The following is a 20,713-nucleotide window of genomic DNA, read 5'->3' on the forward strand; positions in this document are numbered from 1 at the left end:
CAAAATTTAATGTTGAAACTTCAAGTGAGAGATCAATTAATAATGAGAAATAAGATTAGACAAATACTTTGGCTGTTCTGCTGCCTTCCGGTGCTGACCGGTTGCATTGGGGAAGATGACTACGCCAATGATCCCAGAGGTAATTTCGAACAACTATGGAAAATCATTGACGAACAGTATTGTTTCTTGGATACAAAAGGCATTGATTGGGATGCTGTTCATAACGAGTACAGCAAACTGATTATTCCGTCGATGTCCAATGATGACCTGTTCGACATCCTAAGCCAAATGCTTTATATCTTGAAAGACGGGCATGTCAATCTATCTTCTGCCAGTCGTATTTCTTATTACGACGCATGGTATCAGGGCTACCCTTGGAATTATAGAGAAGATATTCTTTATAACTATTATCTGGGTAGTGCCAATTCAGGCTATCGCACATCCGCCGGTCTTAAATATAAAATATTCGACAATAACATAGGATACATACGTTATGAAAGTTTCAGTGCTGGAGTTGGAGATGGCAATTTGGATGAGGTCCTTTACTATCTACAAATCTGCAATGGATTAATTATCGATGTCCGTGATAACGGAGGAGGTAATCTAACCAATTCTTCACGCATAGCTGCCCGGTTCACTGATAAACTGGCATTAACAGGATATATCCAACATAAGACAGGTCCGGGACACAATGATTTCTCAGAGATGGAGCCCATTTATTTAGAACCCTCCAACAGTATTCGTTGGCAAAAAAAGGTCGTGATACTAACCAATCGTCGATGTTATAGTGCCACAAATGATTTTGTTAACGTAATGCGCAGCTTAAACAATGATAACGAAGATAAAAGAATCATCCAGCTGGGCGACCAGACTGGTGGTGGATCAGGGCTACCATTTTCATCAGAATTACCCAATGGTTGGAGCGTCCGCTTCTCTGCCAGCCCCCACTTTGATAAATATGGAAAGTCATTGGAGGATGGAATAAAACCTGATGTATACGTAAATATGGATAAGATTCTGGAAGAAGGGATAGAGCAAGGCGACATAGAATCACAGAAGAAAGATCCACTGATTGAAAAGGCATTCGAAATCTTAAGTGAATAACTTTATTGTCGAATTATTTGCCAAATCAGAAAATCTTCCTATCTTTGCACCGCTAAACAAAAAAAGCTACACATGCGGATGTGGCGTAATTGGTAGCCGCGCCAGACTTAGGATCTGGTGCCGTGAGGCGTGTAGGTTCGAGTCCTATCATCCGCACTAAAAATAAACTAGAAGCCTTCAAGATACAATCTTGGAGGCTTTTTAATTGGTTAGACATGAATAAACATCAACTTTGCTGCATCGGTCACATCACATTAGACAAAGTAGTCACTCCCCAAAACACTGTCTATATGCCGGGAGGTACGGCTTTTTATTGTTCACATGCCATCCGCCATTTTAACGACATCGATTACGCTTTAGTAACAGCAGTCGGTGCCACTGAAATGAACGTTGTGGAGCAACTACGTGAAATGGGTATTCATGTAACCGCTTTACCAAGCAAATATTCCGTATACTTCGAGAATATCTATGGCGCCAATCCGGACGAACGCACTCAACGTGTATTAGCAAAAGCCGATCCGTTCACTGCCGGTCAGCTGAAAGATATAGATGCGCAAATCTACCATCTCGGCTCTCTACTGGCAGATGACTTCTCATTGGAAGTAATCAAAGAACTATCCCAAAAAGGGTTGATTGCAGTAGACTCGCAAGGCTATTTGCGTGAAGTGCGTGACACCCACGTCTATCCGGTGGACTGGACAGATAAGCGGGAAGCTTTGCAATATATCCATTTCCTGAAAGTCAACGAGCATGAAATGGAAGTGCTGACCGGTCTTTCCGATCCACAGGAAGCTGCCCGTCAATTACATGAATGGGGAGTGAAAGAAGTACTGGTCACATTGGGAAGCATGGGTTCATTCATCTTTGATGGAAAAGAATTCTATCGCATTCCGGCATATAAACCCAAAGAAGTGGTAGACGCAACAGGATGCGGAGACACGTATACCATCGGATATTTATACCAACGGGTATCGGGTGCCAGCATCGAAGAAGCCGGACGTTTTGCAGCCGCCATGTCAACTTTAAAAATTGAGAAATCAGGTCCTTTCAGTGGCAGCAAAGAAGATGTCATTCAATGTATGACCACTGCGGAGCAGATGTTTTAAAACAGGAAATCATAGAACGAACAGCGTATACATAGGATATACCTCCCTCAATGGAGAATCCCCATCCTATTATCCAGGCACGAACGACATCGGTTCGTGCCTGATTTTTTTCAACAGTTACCTCCCTTTTAGTGTTAAAATCAACCATTCCCTCTTTTTTCCAAAATCTTTTTTGAATTTCGTTTGTTTCCTTTGTTACTCTTGCCAAAAGACGGCAGAAAAAAGACTTCAACCTAAATAATAACAAATGGAAAAATTTAATGCAATGAGGACTAGACTTTTACAACATCTTCAGAAAAAAGCCATCAGGTCAAGGAGCATCATGACGCTTGTTTGCCTGCTACTGGCCTCTGCATCAGCCTTTGCACAGACAAAGACGGTGACAGGAACAGTGACGGACGCTGCCAATGAGCCATTGATCGGTGCATCGGTACTCGTACAAGGAACTTCCACCGGCACCATCACGGACATGGACGGTAAATATTCAATCTCTGTCACTCCGGAGGACGTACTGGCATTTTCATATGTGGGAATGACCTCGCAAACCGTTAAAGTGGGGGCACAAAATGTCATCAATGTCACTTTAAAAGAAGATTCACAAGTACTAGCCGAAACAGTCGTTATCGGATACGGTAGTGCAAAGAAAAGAGACTTGACAGGTTCTATCACCAATGTCAAAGGAGAAGAGTTAGCCAACAAACCGGCAATGAATCCGCTGTCTTCCCTTCAGGGGAAAGTGGCAGGTGTACAGATTGTAAACTCCGGACGGGCCGGATCAGACCCGGAAATCCGTATTCGTGGAACAAACTCCATCAACGGGTATAAACCGCTGTACATTGTCGACGGATTATTCAATGACAACATCAATTTCCTGAATCCGGAGGACATCGAATCTATGGAGATTCTGAAAGACCCGTCATCTCTGGCTATCTTCGGTGTTCGCGGAGCGAATGGTGTTATCATCATTACCACAAAGAAAGCCAAAGAAGGACAAACGTTGGTTAATATCAATACTTCTTTCGGTTTCAAGAAAGTGGTAGATAAAGTGAAATTGGTGAACGGTTCACAATTCAGGGAACTATACAGCGAACAGCTCGCCAATCAGAAAGATGACCCTTTCGATTATACCGGCTGGGATGCCAATACCGACTGGCAGGATGAAATTTTCCAGACTGCTTTCATTACAAATAACAATATCAGTATTACAGGGGCTTCCCCCAAACATAGTTTCTATCTGGGAGTAGGTTACTCTTACGAACAAGGAAACATCGAACATGAGAAATTCAGTAAGGTAACCATCAACGCAAGTAATGATTATAAGATTACGGACTTTTTGAAAGTCGGTTTCCAATTCAACGGAGCACGTATGCTTCCTGCAGATTCCAAACAGGTGTTGAATGCTCTGCGTGCAACTCCTATCGCTCCGGTATATAACAATGAATACGGATTATATACGGCTCTGCCCGAATTCCAGAAAGCACAGATCAACAACCCGATGGTAGACGTCGAATTGAAAGCGAATACTACCAAAGCAGAGAACTACCGGGCATCCGGTAACATTTATGGTGAGGTAGACTTCCTGAAACATTTCACGTTCAAAGCGATGTTCTCCATGGATTATGCGTCGAACAACGGACGGACGTATACACCGATCGTAAAAGTATACGATGCCACTGTCAACGGAGGGATCTCTACTTTGGGAACAGGAAAGACCGAGGTCAGCCAGTTTAAAGAGAATGAAACAAAAGTTCAGAGTGACTACCTGCTGACATATACCAACAGCTTTGACAACGGCAACCATAACCTGACGGCCACCGCCGGTTTTACTACTTATTACAATTCGTTGAGCCGGTTGGACGGAGCACGCAAACAAGGAGTAGGTTTGGTCATCCCGGGCGATCCGGACAAATGGTTTGTCAGCATCGGCGATGCGGCCACCGCTACCAATGGAAGTACTCAATGGGAACGCAGCACGCTATCCGTACTTGCACGTGTGATTTACAACTATAAAGGCAAATATCTGTTCAACGGTTCTTTCCGTCGGGATGGTTCCTCCGCTTTCTCCTATACAGGAAATGAATGGCAGAACTTCTTCTCACTGGGTGGAGGTTGGTTGATGTCTGAAGAAGAATTTATGAAAGACATCAAATGGCTGGATATGTTGAAAATCAAAGCATCTTACGGTACGTTAGGAAACCAGAATCTGGATAAAGCCTATCCTGCCGAACCTTTATTGACCAATGCTTATTCGGCCGTATTCGGTAAACCATCCATCATTTATCCCGGATATCAACTGGCCTATCTGCCTAATCCTAACCTGCGTTGGGAAAAAGTAGAAGCCTGGGAAGCGGGATTTGAAACGAACCTACTTCGCAACCGCTTACATTTTGAGGGTGTTTACTATAAGAAGAATACCAAAGATTTGTTAGCCGAAGTTCCCGGAATTTCCGGAACTATCCCTGGTATCGGTAACTTGGGAGAGATTCAGAATAAAGGAGTGGAAATGGCTGTAACCTGGCGCGATCAGATTGGCGATTGGGGATATTCCGTCAGTGCCAACCTGACTACTATCAAGAATGAGGTCAAAAGTCTTGTTCAGGAAGGATATTCCATCATTGCCGGAGATAAGCAGCAAAGCTATACAATGGCAGGTTATCCTATCGGATATTTCTATGGTTACAAGGTGGCAGGCGTTTATCAGTCACAAGCGGATATTGACGCGTCACCCAAAAATACACTGGCTACCGTCACCCCCGGTGACCTGAAATTCGCCGATGTGAACGGTGACGGCGAAATCACCCCGGAAGACCGTACCATGATAGGTAACCCGACTCCAAAGGTCACTTACGGTTTTTCTCTTGGAGTAGACTACAAGAATTGGTCGTTAGGCATCGACATGATGGGACAAGGTGGAAACAAGATTTTCCGCACATGGGATAACTACAACTTTGCCCAGTTCAACTACCTGGAACAACGCCTGGATCGCTGGCACGGAGAAGGTACGTCCAACACCCAGCCGTTGCTGAACACCAAACATTCCATCAACAACCTCAACTCTGACTATTACATTGAGGACGGCAAATTCTTCCGTATCCGCAACGTACAGTTAGCGTATACGTTCGACAAGAACTTGATTTCTAAAATACGCCTGCAGGCTCTGAAAGTCTATGTCAATATACAGAACCTGAAAACATGGAAACATAACACCGGATATACTCCCGAACTTGGAGGAACTGCCACCGCATTCGGAGTAGATGACGGCAGTTATCCTGTACCTGCAGTCTATACCTTCGGTATCAACCTAACATTCTAAAATTATAATTGTATGAAACTAGATAAATATATATATTCAATCTTTATTGCTGCAGCCGCGCTATCGCTAGGTAGCTGTAGTGACTTTCTGGATCGTAGTCCACAAGGACAGTTCACGGAAGATGACAATCCGAACGCACTGGTCAACGGTAAGATTTATAATGTCTATACGATGATGCGTAACTATAATGTCACAGCCGGACCTCCCGCTTTTGCCATCCATTGTTTCCGTTCGGAAGATTCGGAAAAAGGAAGTATTGCCAGCGATGGTTCTGATGTAGCCGAAATGTATGATGATTTCGTGTATACGCCGACCAACGGCCTGCTGGGTGCTTATTGGGGACAGAATTATGCCATCATCTACCAATGTAATGACATTCTTGACGCCATTGCAGAAAAAGAGACAGCCGGACAAACAGAGGCCGAGGACATCATCAATAAGGGAGAGGCTTCTTTCTTCCGTGCTTATTGTTACTTCAATCTGGTAAGAGCTTTCGGAGAAGTCCCCCTGGTGACTTATAAAATCAACGATGCATCGGAAGCCAATATCCCGAAGACAACTGCCGATAAAATCTATGAGCTGATTGACAAGGACCTGAAGACAGCGGAAGAGTCATTGCCGGAAACCTGGAGTACCGAATACACCGGACGACTGACTTGGGGAGCTGCCCGCTCTTTACACGCACGCACTTATATGATGCGCAACGATTGGGACAATATGTACACAGCCTCCACCGATGTCATCAGCAAGGGACTCTACAACCTGAAGACTCCGTATAACGAGATCTTCACAGATGACGGTGAAAATAACGGAGGTTCCATATTCGAATTGCAATGTACAGCCACTGCAGCTCTTCCTCAAAGTACCGTTATCGGTAGCCAGTTCTGTGAAGTACAAGGTGTGCGCGGAGCAGGTCAATGGGACTTGGGATGGGGATGGCACATGGCAACAGAAAATATGGCACAAGCTTACGAGCAGGGTGATCCACGTAAAAATGCGACCCTACTCTACTTCCGCCACTCGGACAGCGATCCTATCACTCCGGAAAACACCAACGAACCATACGGCGAATCTCCGGTTTCTCCGGCAATAGGTGCTTACTTTAACAAGAAAGCCTATACCGACCCGGCTTTGCGTAAAGAATATACCAACAAAGGATTCTGGGTAAACATTCGTCTGATCCGCTACGCAGACGTACTGCTGATGGGAGCCGAAGCGGCCAACGAAAAAGGCATCCCGGGCGAAGCAATCGGCTACCTGGAACAAGTTCGTGCACGTGCCAGAGGCACCAATATCAATATATTGCCTAAAGTGACGACTACCGATCAGGGAGAATTGCGTGAGGCCATCCGCCACGAACGTCGTGTGGAATTAGGTCTGGAATTCGACCGTTTCTATGACCTCGTTCGTTGGGGCATTGCAAAAGAAGTGTTGCACGCAGCCGGTAAAAACAATTATCAGGACAAAAACGCACTGCTTCCACTGCCGCAGACAGAGATCGACAAGTCTAAGGGAGTACTGGTACAGAACCCCGACTACCAATAAGAAAGTTTCCCGGTGCCGAACGGTTGTTTCCTCGGTGCCGGAACTACTGTTTCCCGGTGTCGAACAATGTCCTCCTCGGTACCGAGCATTCAGCGTATAAGGAGGACTTTATATGAATAGATATAAAAGTAGGAATAATAGCATGATATACAAAAAGTTAAGTCTATCCGTCCTGTTGTTTGCCGCAGGTTTTCTAACCGCGTCGGCACAAAAGTCGCCACAGGATATGGATCGTTTCATCGACGTATTGATGAATAAAATGACGCTGGAAGAAAAAATCGGACAGTTAAACCTTCCAGTCACCGGAGAGATTACTACGGGACAAGCCAAAAGCAGCGATATCGCCGCAAAAATCAAGAAAGGTGAAGTGGGAGGATTGTTCAATCTGAAAGGAGTAGAGAAGATACGTGAAGTACAGAAACAGGCTGTGGAAGATTCCCGGCTGGGTATTCCGTTATTGTTCGGGATGGACGTTATTCACGGATATGAAACGATGTTCCCTATCCCGCTCGGTTTGTCTTGCACCTGGGATATGACAGCCATTGAAGAGTCTGCCCGCATTGCGGCCGTAGAAGCGAGTGCCGATGGGATCTCATGGACTTTCAGCCCGATGGTGGATATCTCACGTGACCCTCGTTGGGGACGTGTTTCCGAGGGCAACGGCGAAGACCCGTTTCTTGGAGCAATGATTGCCGAAGCGATGGTGCGCGGCTATCAGGGGAAAAACATGGAACGGAATGACGAAATCATGGCCTGCGTAAAACACTTTGCGTTATATGGGGCAGGCGAAGCCGGCCGTGACTATAACACCGTAGATATGAGCCGCCAACGAATGTTCAATGATTATATGTTGCCGTATGAAGCAGCCGTTGAAGCGGGTGTAGGTAGCGTGATGGCTTCTTTTAATGAAGTAGACGGTATTCCGGCCACTGCCAATAAATGGCTGATGACGGATATTCTTCGCGGACAATGGGGATTCAACGGTTTTGTAGTGACTGATTATACCGGAATTTCAGAAATGATCGATCATGGTATCGGTGATCTTCAGACAGTATCTGCCCGTGCCATCAATGCCGGAGTGGATATGGATATGGTAAGCGAAGGTTTTGTAGGAACACTGAAGAAATCCGTTCAGGAAGGAAAAGTCTCTATGGAAACATTGAATACGGCTTGTCGTCGTATTCTGGAAGCCAAATATAAACTGGGATTGTTTGATAATCCTTATAAATATTGCGATCCGAAACGTCCGGCACGCGACATCTTTACTAAAGCGCATCGTGATGCAGCCCGCAGAATTGCAGCAGAAAGTTTCGTTCTTCTGAAGAATGACAGTCCCGACGGTAATCCGAACGGAAATCCGTTGTTGCCTTTCAACCCTAAAGGAAATATTGCAGTAATCGGTCCGTTGGCAAACAGCCGTAGCAATATGCCGGGTACATGGAGCGTAGCCGCTGTGCTCGACCGTTGCCCTTCTTTGGTGGAAGGATTGAAAGAGATGACAGCCGGAAAAGCGAATATCATGTATGCTAAAGGAAGCAATCTGATTAGTGATGCAAGTTATGAAGAACGGGCAACAATGTTCGGCCGTTCCCTGAACCGTGACAACCGCACCGACCAGCAGTTGCTGGACGAAGCATTGAACGTAGCCCGTCGGTCGGATATCATCATCGCAGCGCTAGGTGAATCTTCTGAAATGAGTGGTGAAAGCAGCAGTCGCACGGACTTGAATATTCCCGACGTACAACAGAATCTGTTGAAAGAGCTTTTAAAGACAGGCAAACCGGTGGTACTGGTGTTATTCACCGGACGTCCGCTTACGCTGAACTGGGAACAGGAGCATGTGCCTGCCATTCTGAATGTATGGTTCGGAGGCAGTGAAGCCGCTTATGCCATTGGTGACGCACTTTTCGGTTACGTCAATCCGGGTGGTAAACTGACCATGACTTTCCCGAAGAATGTCGGCCAGATACCTCTTTATTATGCGCACAAAAATACCGGACGCCCATTGAAAGAAGGCAAATGGTTTGAAAAATTCCGCAGCAACTATCTCGATGTGGATAATGATCCGCTTTATCCGTTCGGTTACGGCCTTTCTTATACGACGTTCTCTTACAGCGACATCGACTTGAGTCATTCCTCCATGGACATGAACGGTTCGTTGACTGCCGCAGTGGAGGTTACCAATACCGGAACATGGCCCGGATCGGAAGTGGTACAGCTTTATATCCGCGACGTTGTGGGTAGCAGTACCCGTCCCGTCAAAGAGCTGAAAGGTTTCCAAAAGATATTCTTGGAACCGGGAGAAATGAAGATTGTCCGTTTCAAGATTGCTCCGGAAATGCTTCGATACTATAATTATGACTTGCAACTGGTTGCCGAACCGGGCGACTTTGAAGTGATGATCGGTACGAACAGCCGGGATGTGAAAACTGCGAAGTTCACGTTAAACTAAACTTTTATGACCTTGATTATGAACGATAAATATAAAAGAATAATAGAAATGAGCGCACTTCCGCTCATGTTACTGTTTCTATCTACCGTTGCCCTGACTTTCCAGAGCTGTAAAGGGAAAAGCAAAAGCAACAACCTTTCCGCAGCCACCGACTCGTTATCGGACGACGCCCTGATGGATACCGTCCAGCGACGGACTTTCCTTTATTTTTGGGAAGGTGCCGAGCCGAATAGCGGGTTGGCTCCCGAACGTTATCATGTGGACGGCGTTTATCCTGAAAACGATGCCAATGTAGTCACTTCCGGCGGCAGCGGCTTCGGCATCATGGCTATCCTTGCCGGAATCGACCGCGGTTACGTCACCCGCGAAGAGGGACTGGCACGAATGGAACGCATCGTTTCTTTCCTCGAAAAGGCAGACCGTTTCCATGGAGCCTACCCTCATTGGTGGTATGGTGATACGGGCAAGGTGAAACCATTCGGTCAGAAAGATAATGGGGGCGATCTGGTAGAGACCGCTTTCCTCATCCAAGGTCTGCTGGCCGTACACCAATATTACGTCAACGGAAACGAGAAAGAGAAAGCACTCGCCCAACGTATCGACCAAATTTGGCGGGATGTCGACTGGAACTGGTATCGGCAAGGTGGACAAAACGTTCTTTACTGGCATTGGAGTCCGACGTATGGCTGGGAAATGAATTTCCCTGTACACGGCTACAACGAATGTATGATTATGTATATTCTTGCCGCCGCTTCTCCTACACACGGAGTACCTGCGGCTGTCTATCATGACGGTTGGGCACAGAACGGAGCCATCGTCTCTCCGCATAAAGTGGAAGGTATCGAGTTGCATCTCCGCTATCAGGGCACCGAAGCCGGACCGCTTTTCTGGGCTCAATACTCTTTCCTCGGACTTGATCCGGTGGGACTGAAAGATGAATACTGCCCCAGCTACTTCCACGAGATGCGCAACCTGACACTGGTCAACCGTGCTTACTGCATCCGCAACCCTAAACATTACAAAGGTTTCGGACCGGATTGTTGGGGACTGACCGCCAGCTACTCCATCGATGGATATGCGGCTCATTCGCCCAATGAACAGGACGACAAAGGAGTGATCTCCCCTACCGCCGCACTTTCGTCTATTGTCTATACACCGGAATATTCCATGCAAGTGATGCGCCATCTGTATGGTATGGGAGATAAAGTGTTCGGGCCTTTCGGATTCTACGATGCTTTCAGCGAAACGGACCATTGGTATCCGCAACGTTATCTGGCTATCGACCAAGGTCCTATTGCTGTCATGATCGAAAATTACCGGACCGGATTATTATGGAAACTCTTCATGAGCCATCCTGATGTACAGGCCGGATTAACCAAACTTGGTTTTAACACCAACAAGCAAGACGTGAGACAGAAATAAGAGGGAATCACGGTGTGCGGAAGTGGTCTACTGACCACCTCCACCACCGGTGTTTCCACCTCCTCCGCCGCCACCTTTCACATCGTCATTGTCGATGCTTCGTGCGGCTTTCTTCACACTGGCTTTCAACTCTCCAAGCCGATAGCTGATACTGAAACCGTAATACCGGCTCGGATATTTGCTCGAACTCTTCGAAATAAAGTTAGCTCCTTCTGTGTGATTATTGTAAGTTCTGTATTTCTCCAGAACATTGCTGCAATAAATATTCAAAGAAAGACGTTCTTCTTTCAGGAAAGAACGGCTCAATCCCAAACTATAATAACTATATCCTGAACCTTTTCCCTGCAAACTGATTCGGGGTGTGCTACCTCCGCCGTTCAGGCTCAAACGTACTTTTCCCGGTAAGGTCTGCTGAATTCCTCCATAAGCAGAAGCATTCCATCCATAATTGTGCAGCTCTTGGGCAGGACTCCGCAAATCGCTATAATTGCCACGTCCATTGACGTAAATTCTCGTTTTAGGAGAAGCATTCCAGTTCAAATAGAAGTTTAATCCTGTTTCCCGGCTCTTTCCGATATTACCGTATGTACTATACAGTGCACCGTAGGGAGCTTTATGCCCACCTTCAAAGATTTCTCCGTCTTTATCAGTAATCAAGCGACTGATTCTTTCAATTCCATTGTTATTGAAAGAATGACGCAAAGAAAGATTGATGTTGAACTTGGACGTAAAACTGCTGTAAGACAAGTCGAACGAATGACTCTTCTCACTCTTCAAGTTCGGATTTCCCTGACTGATAAACATCGGATTCTGATTATCGAAATAAGGATTCAAATTCCAGATACCCGGACGCCAGATACGCATATTATATCCACCACGCAAATTCTGCGTCTTTCCTAGTTTTATTCCCAAGGAAACGGAAGGAACCAGATCACTAAAATTCGAATTAAAGTTCTCGCCCGGACCCACCAGATACTTCACTTCTTGTATAGTTTGCTCATAACGCAATCCCGGTTTAAAAGTAAATCCCTTGTATTTCAACGTATATCCGGCATAAGCCGAGAGAATATGATTCAAATGACGGTACTCGCTACTACGATTTTCATTATATGCATAGTTTTCACTTGCTCCCTCGGCTTCATAAAACCGATTATCACTGGAGTTACGTCGGAAAATATATTTGGCTCCGGTTTCAATCGTATGCAGTTTTCCAATCGGAGTAGTATAGTCTACCTGGAAAGTCTGCTCCATCGTATTTGTCTTCCCGTCCGAATGGAAATTCTTTAATGACAATTCTTTTATAATATCCAGTTTATTTTCATCAGGCTCGATGTCCAGATAAGTATTATATGAATCATTCGTTTGGGGTTGGGAATTGATTTTATAAGAAAGCGTAATCATTCGTTCTTTATTTTTTCGGGAAGTACGCTGATAATCTATATTTCCGTTGATAGAATACCATGATCCTTTTCCATGATTGTCCGTTCTATAACGGTACGCAAAAGCCTGGCGATCAGCTCCGTGCATAATCGTATTTCCGTCACTGTTACTTTTGTCACTGCTGCCGTACATTCCGAAAGCCACGGTCAGCAGCCTCAACGTATCAATCTCGTAACTGGCTTCCAAATTGCCATACTGAAAATTACCTTTCGACTTGGAGCTACTCTCCGATTCCAGGTATTTTTCATTCTCCTTAGCAGGCTCATAGTTTTCGCGGTAACTGTCGGAATAGCTGCGCGGACTATTATTATAATTATAGTTGTAGTTGGCAGAAACAGTCAGCTTACCTTGTTTCACCATTGCATAAGTGCCGGCACCAACACCGTTATTGTTGACATTCCCCCTGAAAGTAGCCGTGTATCCTTCAAATCCGGAACCTACTGTGACGATATTCAGAATACCTCCGATACCTTCCGCATCATATTTAGCTCCCGGTGAAGTTATCACCTCAATATATTTGATTGTGTTTGCCGGCATACTTTTCAGTACTTCCTTCGGATTATTGCTCATCATATTATTGGGCTTTCCATTCACATGTATCTTGAAACTGCTACTGCCGTTCACCTGTACATTGTCTTCTCCATCCACCGTTACTAAAGGCACTTTCCGAAGCATCTCCAAAATGCTGTTCGATTTTGAGTCCGGGTCATCTTCAATATTATATTCAATCTTATCCACATCTACCTTTACCAAAGGTTTTTGTGCGACTACCTCCACTCCTTTCAGTACGTTATTAGCTTCTGAAGAAATCATTGTACCCAAGTCAACCTCCTTCGCAGACGGTTTTAGAGTAAACTCCTTTACTATCGGTGCTTTACCAATCGAAGAAATGGTGATGATGTAATTACCTGCAGCGACATTCAGCTTCTCCTGAAATTTACCATTTGCCCCAGTCACCGCCATCTTGACTGCTTTATCCGGAGCATTTTTCTTTGCTATTTTGATGGTAGCATACGGTTCTCCCTCTTGTGTTAAAGAATCAATAAGTACTCCTTTGACTGTATAAGAAGGAGCTGTGGATTTTTGTGCCCACCCCGCCACAGATGTGACGAACACGAATAGAATCAGTAGTAGCAGTCTGTGTTTCATGACTAGAAATATATTAGTTTATGTTTATTAGACGCAAGACATTCAAAAATGCTGCAAATTCGAGAGCCAAAAGTAGTTGGTTTATCTACACTTACGAATTTTTCGGAGTTAAGAATATAAAACGAATGGATAAAAAATCTTACTACAGTATATTTCTAGTATTTTTAAACATTTCTGTTTAGGGATATCTTTAAATATATCTATTCAGGGTTTAAAATGAGATAGAATGGTATTTACCGTCGTATCAACCGTATCAGCCGCCTTAAGTGAGCGCAGATTCTTCCAATCCAGCAGGTACTAAAGTTCTCTTCATATTTCGTGAACACTTTCTCACAATCCCGGAGCCGGCTGTTTTGCCTTTTCATAGCTGTTTGTATCTCTTTCATTCGAGCTATTTGCTCTCTTTGATACAAGAGTTCTTTGTCTTGACAGCCAATAATTTCAGCATATAAGTTACAGATATTTGCTTTTTCAATACATAGGTCTTCCAATGTGTCGATATACTCGGCTGTAACTCGATCCTTATTCTGATGCAGGAATCCGATAAGGCTTTCTTCATCAACAGTGGTGATACCTTTCTCATACGACATCGGGAATCTTTTCATATCCGCCCAAAGCCAGATTACTTCTTTGTTGATTCCATACTTGGCCGCCGCTTCTTCTACGCTAATCCATTTTGGCATAATGCTTTTGTTTTAATGTGTTCCACAATAAAAATGGAGTATTATTTTGTTTATGTGGAGCAACGGGCATTCACGTTTTCTGTATTTCGGGCGGACGGGGAATTGTTTAGGTTAGACTTTTGGGGTAATCATAACCGACCGGACACAAAAAAGACGTGAATGCTGTTGCACCATTATCTCCACTCGAGGTCTTAGCATACCCTATAGAAAGACAATGATAACAACAGACATCCACGCCAATCGTTTATATATAACACATCTCCAACGGATATGTTGATATAAAGCCGTTCGCGTGGAATATCTGTTGAATCATCTCTCCTCTATATGAAATTGCTAAGTTTCGAGTGGGAGAGACAATACATTACATATTCCATTTAGTAATATATATCGCCTTCTACTAGTTTCATCACGCTGATGAGCAGAAAGCGTATGACAAAGATATACATATTTTTTGAAATGTGGTGGAAATATGGAAATAAATGCTGGAAGTTATGTATATTCAACAAGCCGACTCAATTGTAATTCTTGGAGGATTTGGTTTAGGACAGCTATATCCCTAAAATTTGATTCATTCCTGCACTGTTTTGAATAAAATAATGGAGTATTATTCTGAAAACGTTGTGGTAAATCTGAAAAAGACGATTGAGTTTTTAAGATTCCCCGTTATCTTTTTATTATAAGATATGGGTCAAGGGTGAGGGGTGGTGAGGGTAGATTTATAACCTTTTATTTTATTATTTTCTATACTATCTCCTTTTTTATCTATAAAAAAAAATACGAAAGTTATAAATCTACCCTCACCACCCCTCACCCTTGACCCATTCATTAGCGCAACGTTTAACTCGTTTCTATGCAGAGATGAAACAAACTTTTAAGTCGGTTGCCCTGATTTATGCATACCCTTTCTATAATATATAAATTAAATCATATATTTGTGTTTTCATTCAACTTATCCTTTTAATAAATTATGAAAGAAAACAAATATAATAACAGCCATTTTTTCAGTCAGTATTCTCAAATGTCCCGTTCGGTAGAAGGCTTGAAAGGAGCCGGAGAATGGCATATATTGCAGAAAATGCTCCCCGATTTTGCAGGGAAAAGAATTTTGGACTTAGGCTGCGGATTCGGTTGGCATTGCGCCTATGCGATAGAACACGGAGCGACACACGTTACCGGAATTGATATTTCGGAGAAAATGCTCGAAGAAGCCCGGAAAAGAAATCCTTCTTCACTCATTGAATATCAATGCATGGCTATCGAAGACTTTGATTTCCAGCCAGATTCTTATGACATTGTCATCAGTTCGCTAACCTTCCATTATCTCGAGTCTTTTACAGATATATGCAAAAAAATCAATAACTGCCTGACTCCGGAAGGCGCCTTCGTCTTCTCCGTAGAACATCCGGTATTTACAGCCTATGGCAATCAGGAATGGCATTACAACCAGGACGGGAAGCCTATCCATTGGCCGGTAGATCGTTATTTTACGGAAGGCAGGCGCACGGCAGTCTTCTTGGGCGAAGAGGTTGTCAAATACCACAAGACGCTGACTACGTATATAAACGGACTCCTTCAAACCGGATTTGAGATATGCGAACTTATAGAGCCACAACCGGACGAAAGATTGCTGGATACCATCCCGGGAATGAAAGATGAATTACGGCGTCCAATGATGCTTCTGATCTCTGCCAAGAAAAAAAGTGAAGACGCAAAGCTATGAGATTCAAGGCATTGAAAAATAATAGATAAAAAACATTCGTTTAGCTATTGTTAATTAAAAAATACTCCCTATCTTTGCACCGCTTTTGAAAAGAACAACCCTTCAAAAAAGTAGCGGGGTGTAGCGCAGTCCGGTTAGCGCACCTGCTTTGGGAGCAGGGGGTCGTGGGTTCGAATCCCGCTACCCCGACTACAAAGAGAAAGGAAGTTCTGTTAAAAGTTTTTCGGGGTGTAGCGCAGTCCGGTTAGCGCACCTGCTTTGGGAGCAGGGGGTCGTGGGTTCGAATCCCGCTACCCCGACGAAAAAATCAAGTCAAGAAAAATTGAATGGTGTTGGGCTGATACAGTTTGTATCGGCTTTTTTTGTTTGTGCAAAATAGACCCAATTATACCCTATTTTGGGGCAAATAAAAGGGATAATTCTTTGAACTATCTTTGAACAAGTTTTTCTATTTGCACCTATTTAGTGGAAAATAAAGCAATTTCCCGCCAATTTACCCCGATTCAAGCTGTTTAATGCAATTTTAAACAATTAAAAAACATTAAAACAGTATGGCAACATTTAAAGCGATCGTTTTCCAAACAGGAAGACATATAAAACAAGATGGAACATCAAATATAAAAATTAGAATCTATCATAATAGAGAATCCCAGTATATAGCAACCAGCTACTATATCCGCCCAGAAAACATGGACGACTCTGGCCGGATATTACCCAACGTACCTAACAGTGAAATGATAGAGTACGAAATAAATGCGTATATCCAAAAGATCAGGAGAGAGTATTTGAAGTTAGGACAAGAAAGAACCCAATTTATGTCATGCAAGGACTTAAAAGAAGAAATAGAAAAATCATTAGTTCCTGATGCCGAGTTTATAGATTTTGTAGAGTTCACTCAAAATATAGTAATTCAAACGGAAAAGAGAAAAACTGCCGAATGGTACAGATCTTCTATCGATACCCTATGTTGGTACATGAAAAGAAAAAAGATAGATATAAAACTTATCACTTCATTCATGCTGAATAAGATGATCAAAGACTTATATCACTCCGGACCTGCCGGCACACCTTTAGAACCAGGCACGATAAGCCATTATCTTAGGGGAATAAGAGCATTGTATAACAAGGCAAAACTCTATTATAATAATGAAGACTTTGATATTATAAGGATTCCTGGCGACCCATTCAAGAAAGTTGAAATCCCAGAGTATCGGAGAAAACGAAAGAATATAGATGCCAACACCTTATTAAAAATCCGAGATTTTCAGTCTGATAAGAAATGCACCAATATGGCTCGTGATGTCTTTATGATGATGTTCTATATGATGGGAATCAATATCAATGATTTATATAGTATATCATGTGAACGTCGTGGAAGGCTGGAATACACACGTTCAAAAACAAAAACGCGGAACAATCATGAGCAAATACCACTTTCGATAAAAATAGAACCGGAACTCCGCATCCTCCTTGATAAATACACAGAGGGTTATTTCCTCTCTTACTTTCATACCAACTATTGTAACTTGAACAATTTTATGCGGGCAGTCAATAATGGGCTGAAAGACATTTGCATGAACTTAGAACTCGATTTCAAGATTACCACGAACTGGGCCAGGCATAGCTGGGCCAGCTTGGCGCGCAACAAGGCTGGAGTTCCTAAAGCTGATATTGATTTCTGCCTTGGTCATGTGAATAACGATTATAAAATGGCCGATATCTATATTGATATAGATTATAGTATTTGTGATAAGGCAAATCGTGCTGTTTTGGACTTATTGCAAAAAAAAGAAGAAAAAAAGACCTGAAACGTTTGCAAAAACAAAAACTCTCTATATATTTGCAACCGAAATGGTGTTGAGCTGGATAAAATAATGATTTTATCCGGCTTTTATTGTATATATATGCTTCAATAGCTCATATTACTGGAATTCATTTCATTTTTACGCTATGCGCCACAAAACAATGACGCATGGAAATTACAGTTTCAAAAACAGCTTTATTAGATAAGCTTAAATCAATCGGGCGAATCATACAGCCCAAAAATTCAATACCGACCTATGACAACTTTTTGTTTGTCGTCGATGAATTTGGTATCATCCTAGTTACAGCAGGAGAAGAAGGCGGGCGTATCTCTACCAATATTGACGGTAAAGCAGACTTTACTGATCGTTCTTTTATGGCTAATGCCAAAATATTACTTGATGGATTAAAAGAAATCCCAGAGCAGCCATTAACTATTCATCTCTACGAAAAAGAATTGGTTGTCAAATATGCTAATGGAAAGTTCTCTATACCTGTTGAAAAAGGAGATCAATACCCGACAATGAGTACGGATAATACTGCTACCCCATTACTTGTATCAGGAAATGACTTACTATATGGAATAAGGCAAGTATTGTTTTGCAGTGCCAATGACGAATTACGTCCGGTACTGAATGGAGTCTATTTTGATATAGATTTAGATACTATCTCATTTGTTGCAACAGACGGTACCCGACTTGCGATGATTGAGAATCCTTCCGCTTATACACGCAAGGAACGGGCAGCCTTCATCTTGCCAAGTAAATTTGCCAAAGTCCTTTCTAATATTGTTCCGGAAGATTGCATGGAAGTAGAAATATCGGTAAATCAGACTAATATTTTATTTAAGTTTGATTCATACCGTTTAATCTGCCGCATGATTGAAGGTCGGTTCCCTAATTATCGTGCTGTTATCCCTCAAAAGCAACCCAACCGTGCAGTATTGAAAAGAACCGATATTGTATCAGCCTTAAAACGCGTATCTGTTTTCTGTGATGAAAACTCTTCTTTGGTGATACTTAAGTTTTGTCCTGATTCCCTTAAAATTACAGCCCATAATGTAGACTTCTGTAAATCAGCAGAAGAAACTGTCGCTCTACGAACAGGTTGTGATATTGAAATTGGCTTTAAGAGCAGCTTTTTAATCGAAATGATAAACAATATTCCCTCCGAGGATATTGCTATTACTATGAGTGACCCGTCGAAAGCCTCAATTCTTACTCGTTGCGATGAAGAAGTTCGTAGCTTGACTTATTTATTAATGCCTTTATCTATTAACTATTGATACTATGGGAAAAGAATACCAATCACCTAAACAGGTTATTCAATCATATTTGGAAGAGAGAGCAAAGAGTGATTCCCTCTTTGCCACTTCCTACGCAAAGCCAAACAAGAATATAGATGAATGTTACGACTATATCATAGGAGAAGCAAAAAAACGTGGTGGTAGTGTTGTATGTATGTCTGACGATGAAGTATTCGGATTGGCAGTTCATTACTATGATGAAGATGATATCAAAGTTAGTAAGCAGCCTGCAACAAAAGCAGTTGTTTCTAATCGACCTGAAAAGAAAAAGGAACTTATACCATCTGTTGAGAAGACCAAACCGGAGCAGATTGCTAATAATAAACGTAAAGGAAAGAAAAAGGAAATACCTTCTGGACAATTTTTATTATTTGAAGACTTATGAGACCAAGAACAAAATTACAGCTTAGGGTTACTAATTTGAGTAGCCATCTGCCTAATATTGAGAGTTTGATGATTGACTGGGCTAAGAATGAGTGTTTGAAACATATAGGATATGCAACCAAGTCACGTATTATCTGTATGGAGTGCGGCCAACGTTTCGCTCCGGAACTTGTAAAACGTAAACGTGCTGTTTGTCCTCATTGTGATACGTCTTTGAAAATAGAACAGTCAAGGAAGCGAATCAATAAACAGACGATGTTTATTGGCAAGGCAGAAATTTGTGAAGAATTCCAGGTTATCCGATGCTTTGAACTATATGCTTATTATCGTGAAGGCAGGGAACCTCATTATTTTATTCAGGAAGTGCTTCAACATTGGATTAAAGACGATGGAAAACGGGAAGTGATGGCTCTTGCAAGAAATACAGGCTGTAGTGGTTGGTGTGGAAATCTTGAAATTCGTAACAAGACTGTAGGATCGTATTATAGTATCGGAGATAATGATGTTTACTGTGATAAATACCATCCGGATTCTGTATTCAAACCGCAATACACAAGGATGGGAATAGATTACAGACTTCATGGACTGTCATTTCTTGATGCAATTAATGCCATTCCTGTTAATCCTAAGCTCGAAACGCTTCTTAAAGCAAAGCGGTATGATTTATTGAGTCATTGGTACAGTCTTCGTTATAAAGTAAGCAGCTATTGGCCTTCTATAAAAATCTGTCTTCGGAACAAGTATAAGATAAAGGATGCTTCGATGTGGTTTGATTATTTGGACTTGCTGACACGTTATCATAAAGACCTGCATAATGCTTACTATGTTTGCCCTACGAATCTGAAAAGAGCCCATGACTTATATGTAGCAAAGAAAAAGCGTGATGATGAAAAGGCACGCAAGGCACGTGATATGCAGCGTTTGCTTGAACTTAAGAAATATGCCGAAGACTACATTAAGGAGAAATCGAAATTCTTTGATTTGAAACTGTCGGATGGTAAGATTGTGGTGATACCGTTGAAAAGCCTTGAGGAATTTAAGAAAGAAGGAGAAATTATGCACCATTGTGTCTTCTCAAATGAATATTTCAAGAAGAAGGATTCTCTTATCCTTTCTGCCCGAATAGGCAAGAAACATATTGAAACAGTCGAGGTCAATTTGAAGACGTTAAGTATTGTTCAATCTCGTGGTGTCTGCAACAAAAACACCGAGTATCATGAACGCATTATCGGGCTCGTAACAAAGAATATGAACTTAATACGTCAAAAGCTGACGGCTTAAAAAAG

The 20,713-nt window shown here is 42.7% G+C and carries 13 protein-coding genes and 3 tRNA genes; 14 read left to right on the top strand and 2 right to left on the bottom strand.

What is annotated here, in order from left to right; genetic code table 11:
• Nucleotides 1-42 precede the first annotated feature (42 nt).
• The 7 genes from I2I04_RS01195 to I2I04_RS01225 all read left to right on the top strand — a co-directional run bounded on the left by I2I04_RS01195 (nucleotide 43) and on the right by I2I04_RS01225 (nucleotide 10,942).
• Entirely contained in the window at nucleotides 43-1,104 is a 1,062-nt protein-coding gene (locus tag I2I04_RS01195) for a S41 family peptidase (protein WP_143256913.1), read from the top strand.
• Nucleotides 1,105-1,178: 74 nt separating this feature from the next.
• Nucleotides 1,179-1,260 (top strand) — tRNA-Leu (locus I2I04_RS01200).
• A gap of 59 nt (nucleotides 1,261-1,319) precedes the next feature.
• On the top strand, nucleotides 1,320-2,210 hold the full coding sequence (locus tag I2I04_RS01205) for a carbohydrate kinase family protein (protein ID WP_195654083.1): 891 nt from the start codon (nucleotides 1,320-1,322) through the stop codon (nucleotides 2,208-2,210).
• A gap of 247 nt (nucleotides 2,211-2,457) precedes the next feature.
• On the top strand, nucleotides 2,458-5,523 hold the full coding sequence (locus I2I04_RS01210) for a SusC/RagA family TonB-linked outer membrane protein (RefSeq protein WP_195470157.1): 3,066 nt from the start codon (nucleotides 2,458-2,460) through the stop codon (nucleotides 5,521-5,523).
• Between the two features lie 12 nt (nucleotides 5,524-5,535).
• A complete protein-coding gene (locus tag I2I04_RS01215) occupies nucleotides 5,536-7,068 on the top strand; it encodes a RagB/SusD family nutrient uptake outer membrane protein (RefSeq protein WP_195654084.1) in 1,533 nt (510 codons plus the stop codon).
• 142 nt (nucleotides 7,069-7,210) lie between these two features.
• Nucleotides 7,211-9,520, top strand: a complete 2,310-nt coding sequence (bglX, locus tag I2I04_RS01220; protein WP_149941787.1) for a beta-glucosidase BglX — start codon at nucleotides 7,211-7,213, stop codon at nucleotides 9,518-9,520.
• 48 nt (nucleotides 9,521-9,568) lie between these two features.
• Nucleotides 9,569-10,942 carry a glucoamylase family protein gene (locus I2I04_RS01225; protein ID WP_410489749.1) on the top strand — a complete coding sequence of 458 codons (1,374 nt, stop codon included), beginning with the start codon at nucleotides 9,569-9,571 and terminating at the stop codon, nucleotides 10,940-10,942.
• Between the two features lie 27 nt (nucleotides 10,943-10,969).
• Here I2I04_RS01225 and I2I04_RS01230 read toward each other — a convergent pair whose 3' ends face one another.
• Together I2I04_RS01230 and I2I04_RS01235 are read right to left on the bottom strand one after the other, a co-directional pair.
• On the bottom strand, nucleotides 10,970-13,531 hold the full coding sequence (locus tag I2I04_RS01230) for an outer membrane beta-barrel family protein (protein ID WP_195654086.1): 2,562 nt from the start codon (nucleotides 13,529-13,531) through the stop codon (nucleotides 10,970-10,972).
• 233 nt (nucleotides 13,532-13,764) lie between these two features.
• Nucleotides 13,765-14,214, bottom strand: coding sequence for a hypothetical protein (locus I2I04_RS01235; protein WP_055235161.1), 450 nt, complete (start codon nucleotides 14,212-14,214; stop codon nucleotides 13,765-13,767).
• Between the two features lie 967 nt (nucleotides 14,215-15,181).
• Here I2I04_RS01235 and I2I04_RS01240 point away from each other — a divergent pair.
• The 7 genes from I2I04_RS01240 (at nucleotide 15,182) to I2I04_RS01270 (ending at nucleotide 20,708) form a co-directional block, all read left to right on the top strand.
• Entirely contained in the window at nucleotides 15,182-15,934 is a 753-nt protein-coding gene (locus I2I04_RS01240) for a class I SAM-dependent methyltransferase (RefSeq protein ID WP_195654087.1), read from the top strand.
• A gap of 114 nt (nucleotides 15,935-16,048) precedes the next feature.
• Nucleotides 16,049-16,123: transfer RNA gene (locus I2I04_RS01245), tRNA-Pro, on the top strand.
• Nucleotides 16,124-16,158: 35 nt separating this feature from the next.
• Nucleotides 16,159-16,233: transfer RNA gene (locus I2I04_RS01250), tRNA-Pro, on the top strand.
• Nucleotides 16,234-16,485: 252 nt separating this feature from the next.
• A complete protein-coding gene (locus tag I2I04_RS01255; protein WP_195654088.1) occupies nucleotides 16,486-17,742 on the top strand; it encodes a phage integrase SAM-like domain-containing protein in 1,257 nt (418 codons plus the stop codon).
• Nucleotides 17,743-17,906: 164 nt separating this feature from the next.
• Nucleotides 17,907-19,022 (top strand): DNA polymerase III subunit beta, encoded by a 1,116-nt coding sequence (gene dnaN, locus I2I04_RS01260; RefSeq protein WP_195654089.1) that lies wholly within the window; start codon nucleotides 17,907-17,909, stop codon nucleotides 19,020-19,022.
• A gap of 4 nt (nucleotides 19,023-19,026) precedes the next feature.
• Nucleotides 19,027-19,428: a PcfK-like family protein gene (locus I2I04_RS01265; RefSeq protein ID WP_195654090.1), complete on the top strand. Its 402-nt coding sequence runs from the start codon at nucleotides 19,027-19,029 to the stop codon at nucleotides 19,426-19,428.
• Entirely contained in the window at nucleotides 19,425-20,708 is a 1,284-nt protein-coding gene (locus I2I04_RS01270) for a PcfJ domain-containing protein (protein ID WP_195654091.1), read from the top strand. The genes I2I04_RS01265 and I2I04_RS01270 overlap by 4 nt, the downstream gene beginning before the upstream one ends.
• The last annotated feature ends 5 nt before the right edge of the window (nucleotides 20,709-20,713 follow it).

This window comes from Bacteroides sp. 1001136B_160425_E2, assembly GCF_015559655.1.
Taxonomy (GTDB): Bacteria; Bacteroidota; Bacteroidia; order Bacteroidales; family Bacteroidaceae; genus Bacteroides; species Bacteroides luhongzhouii.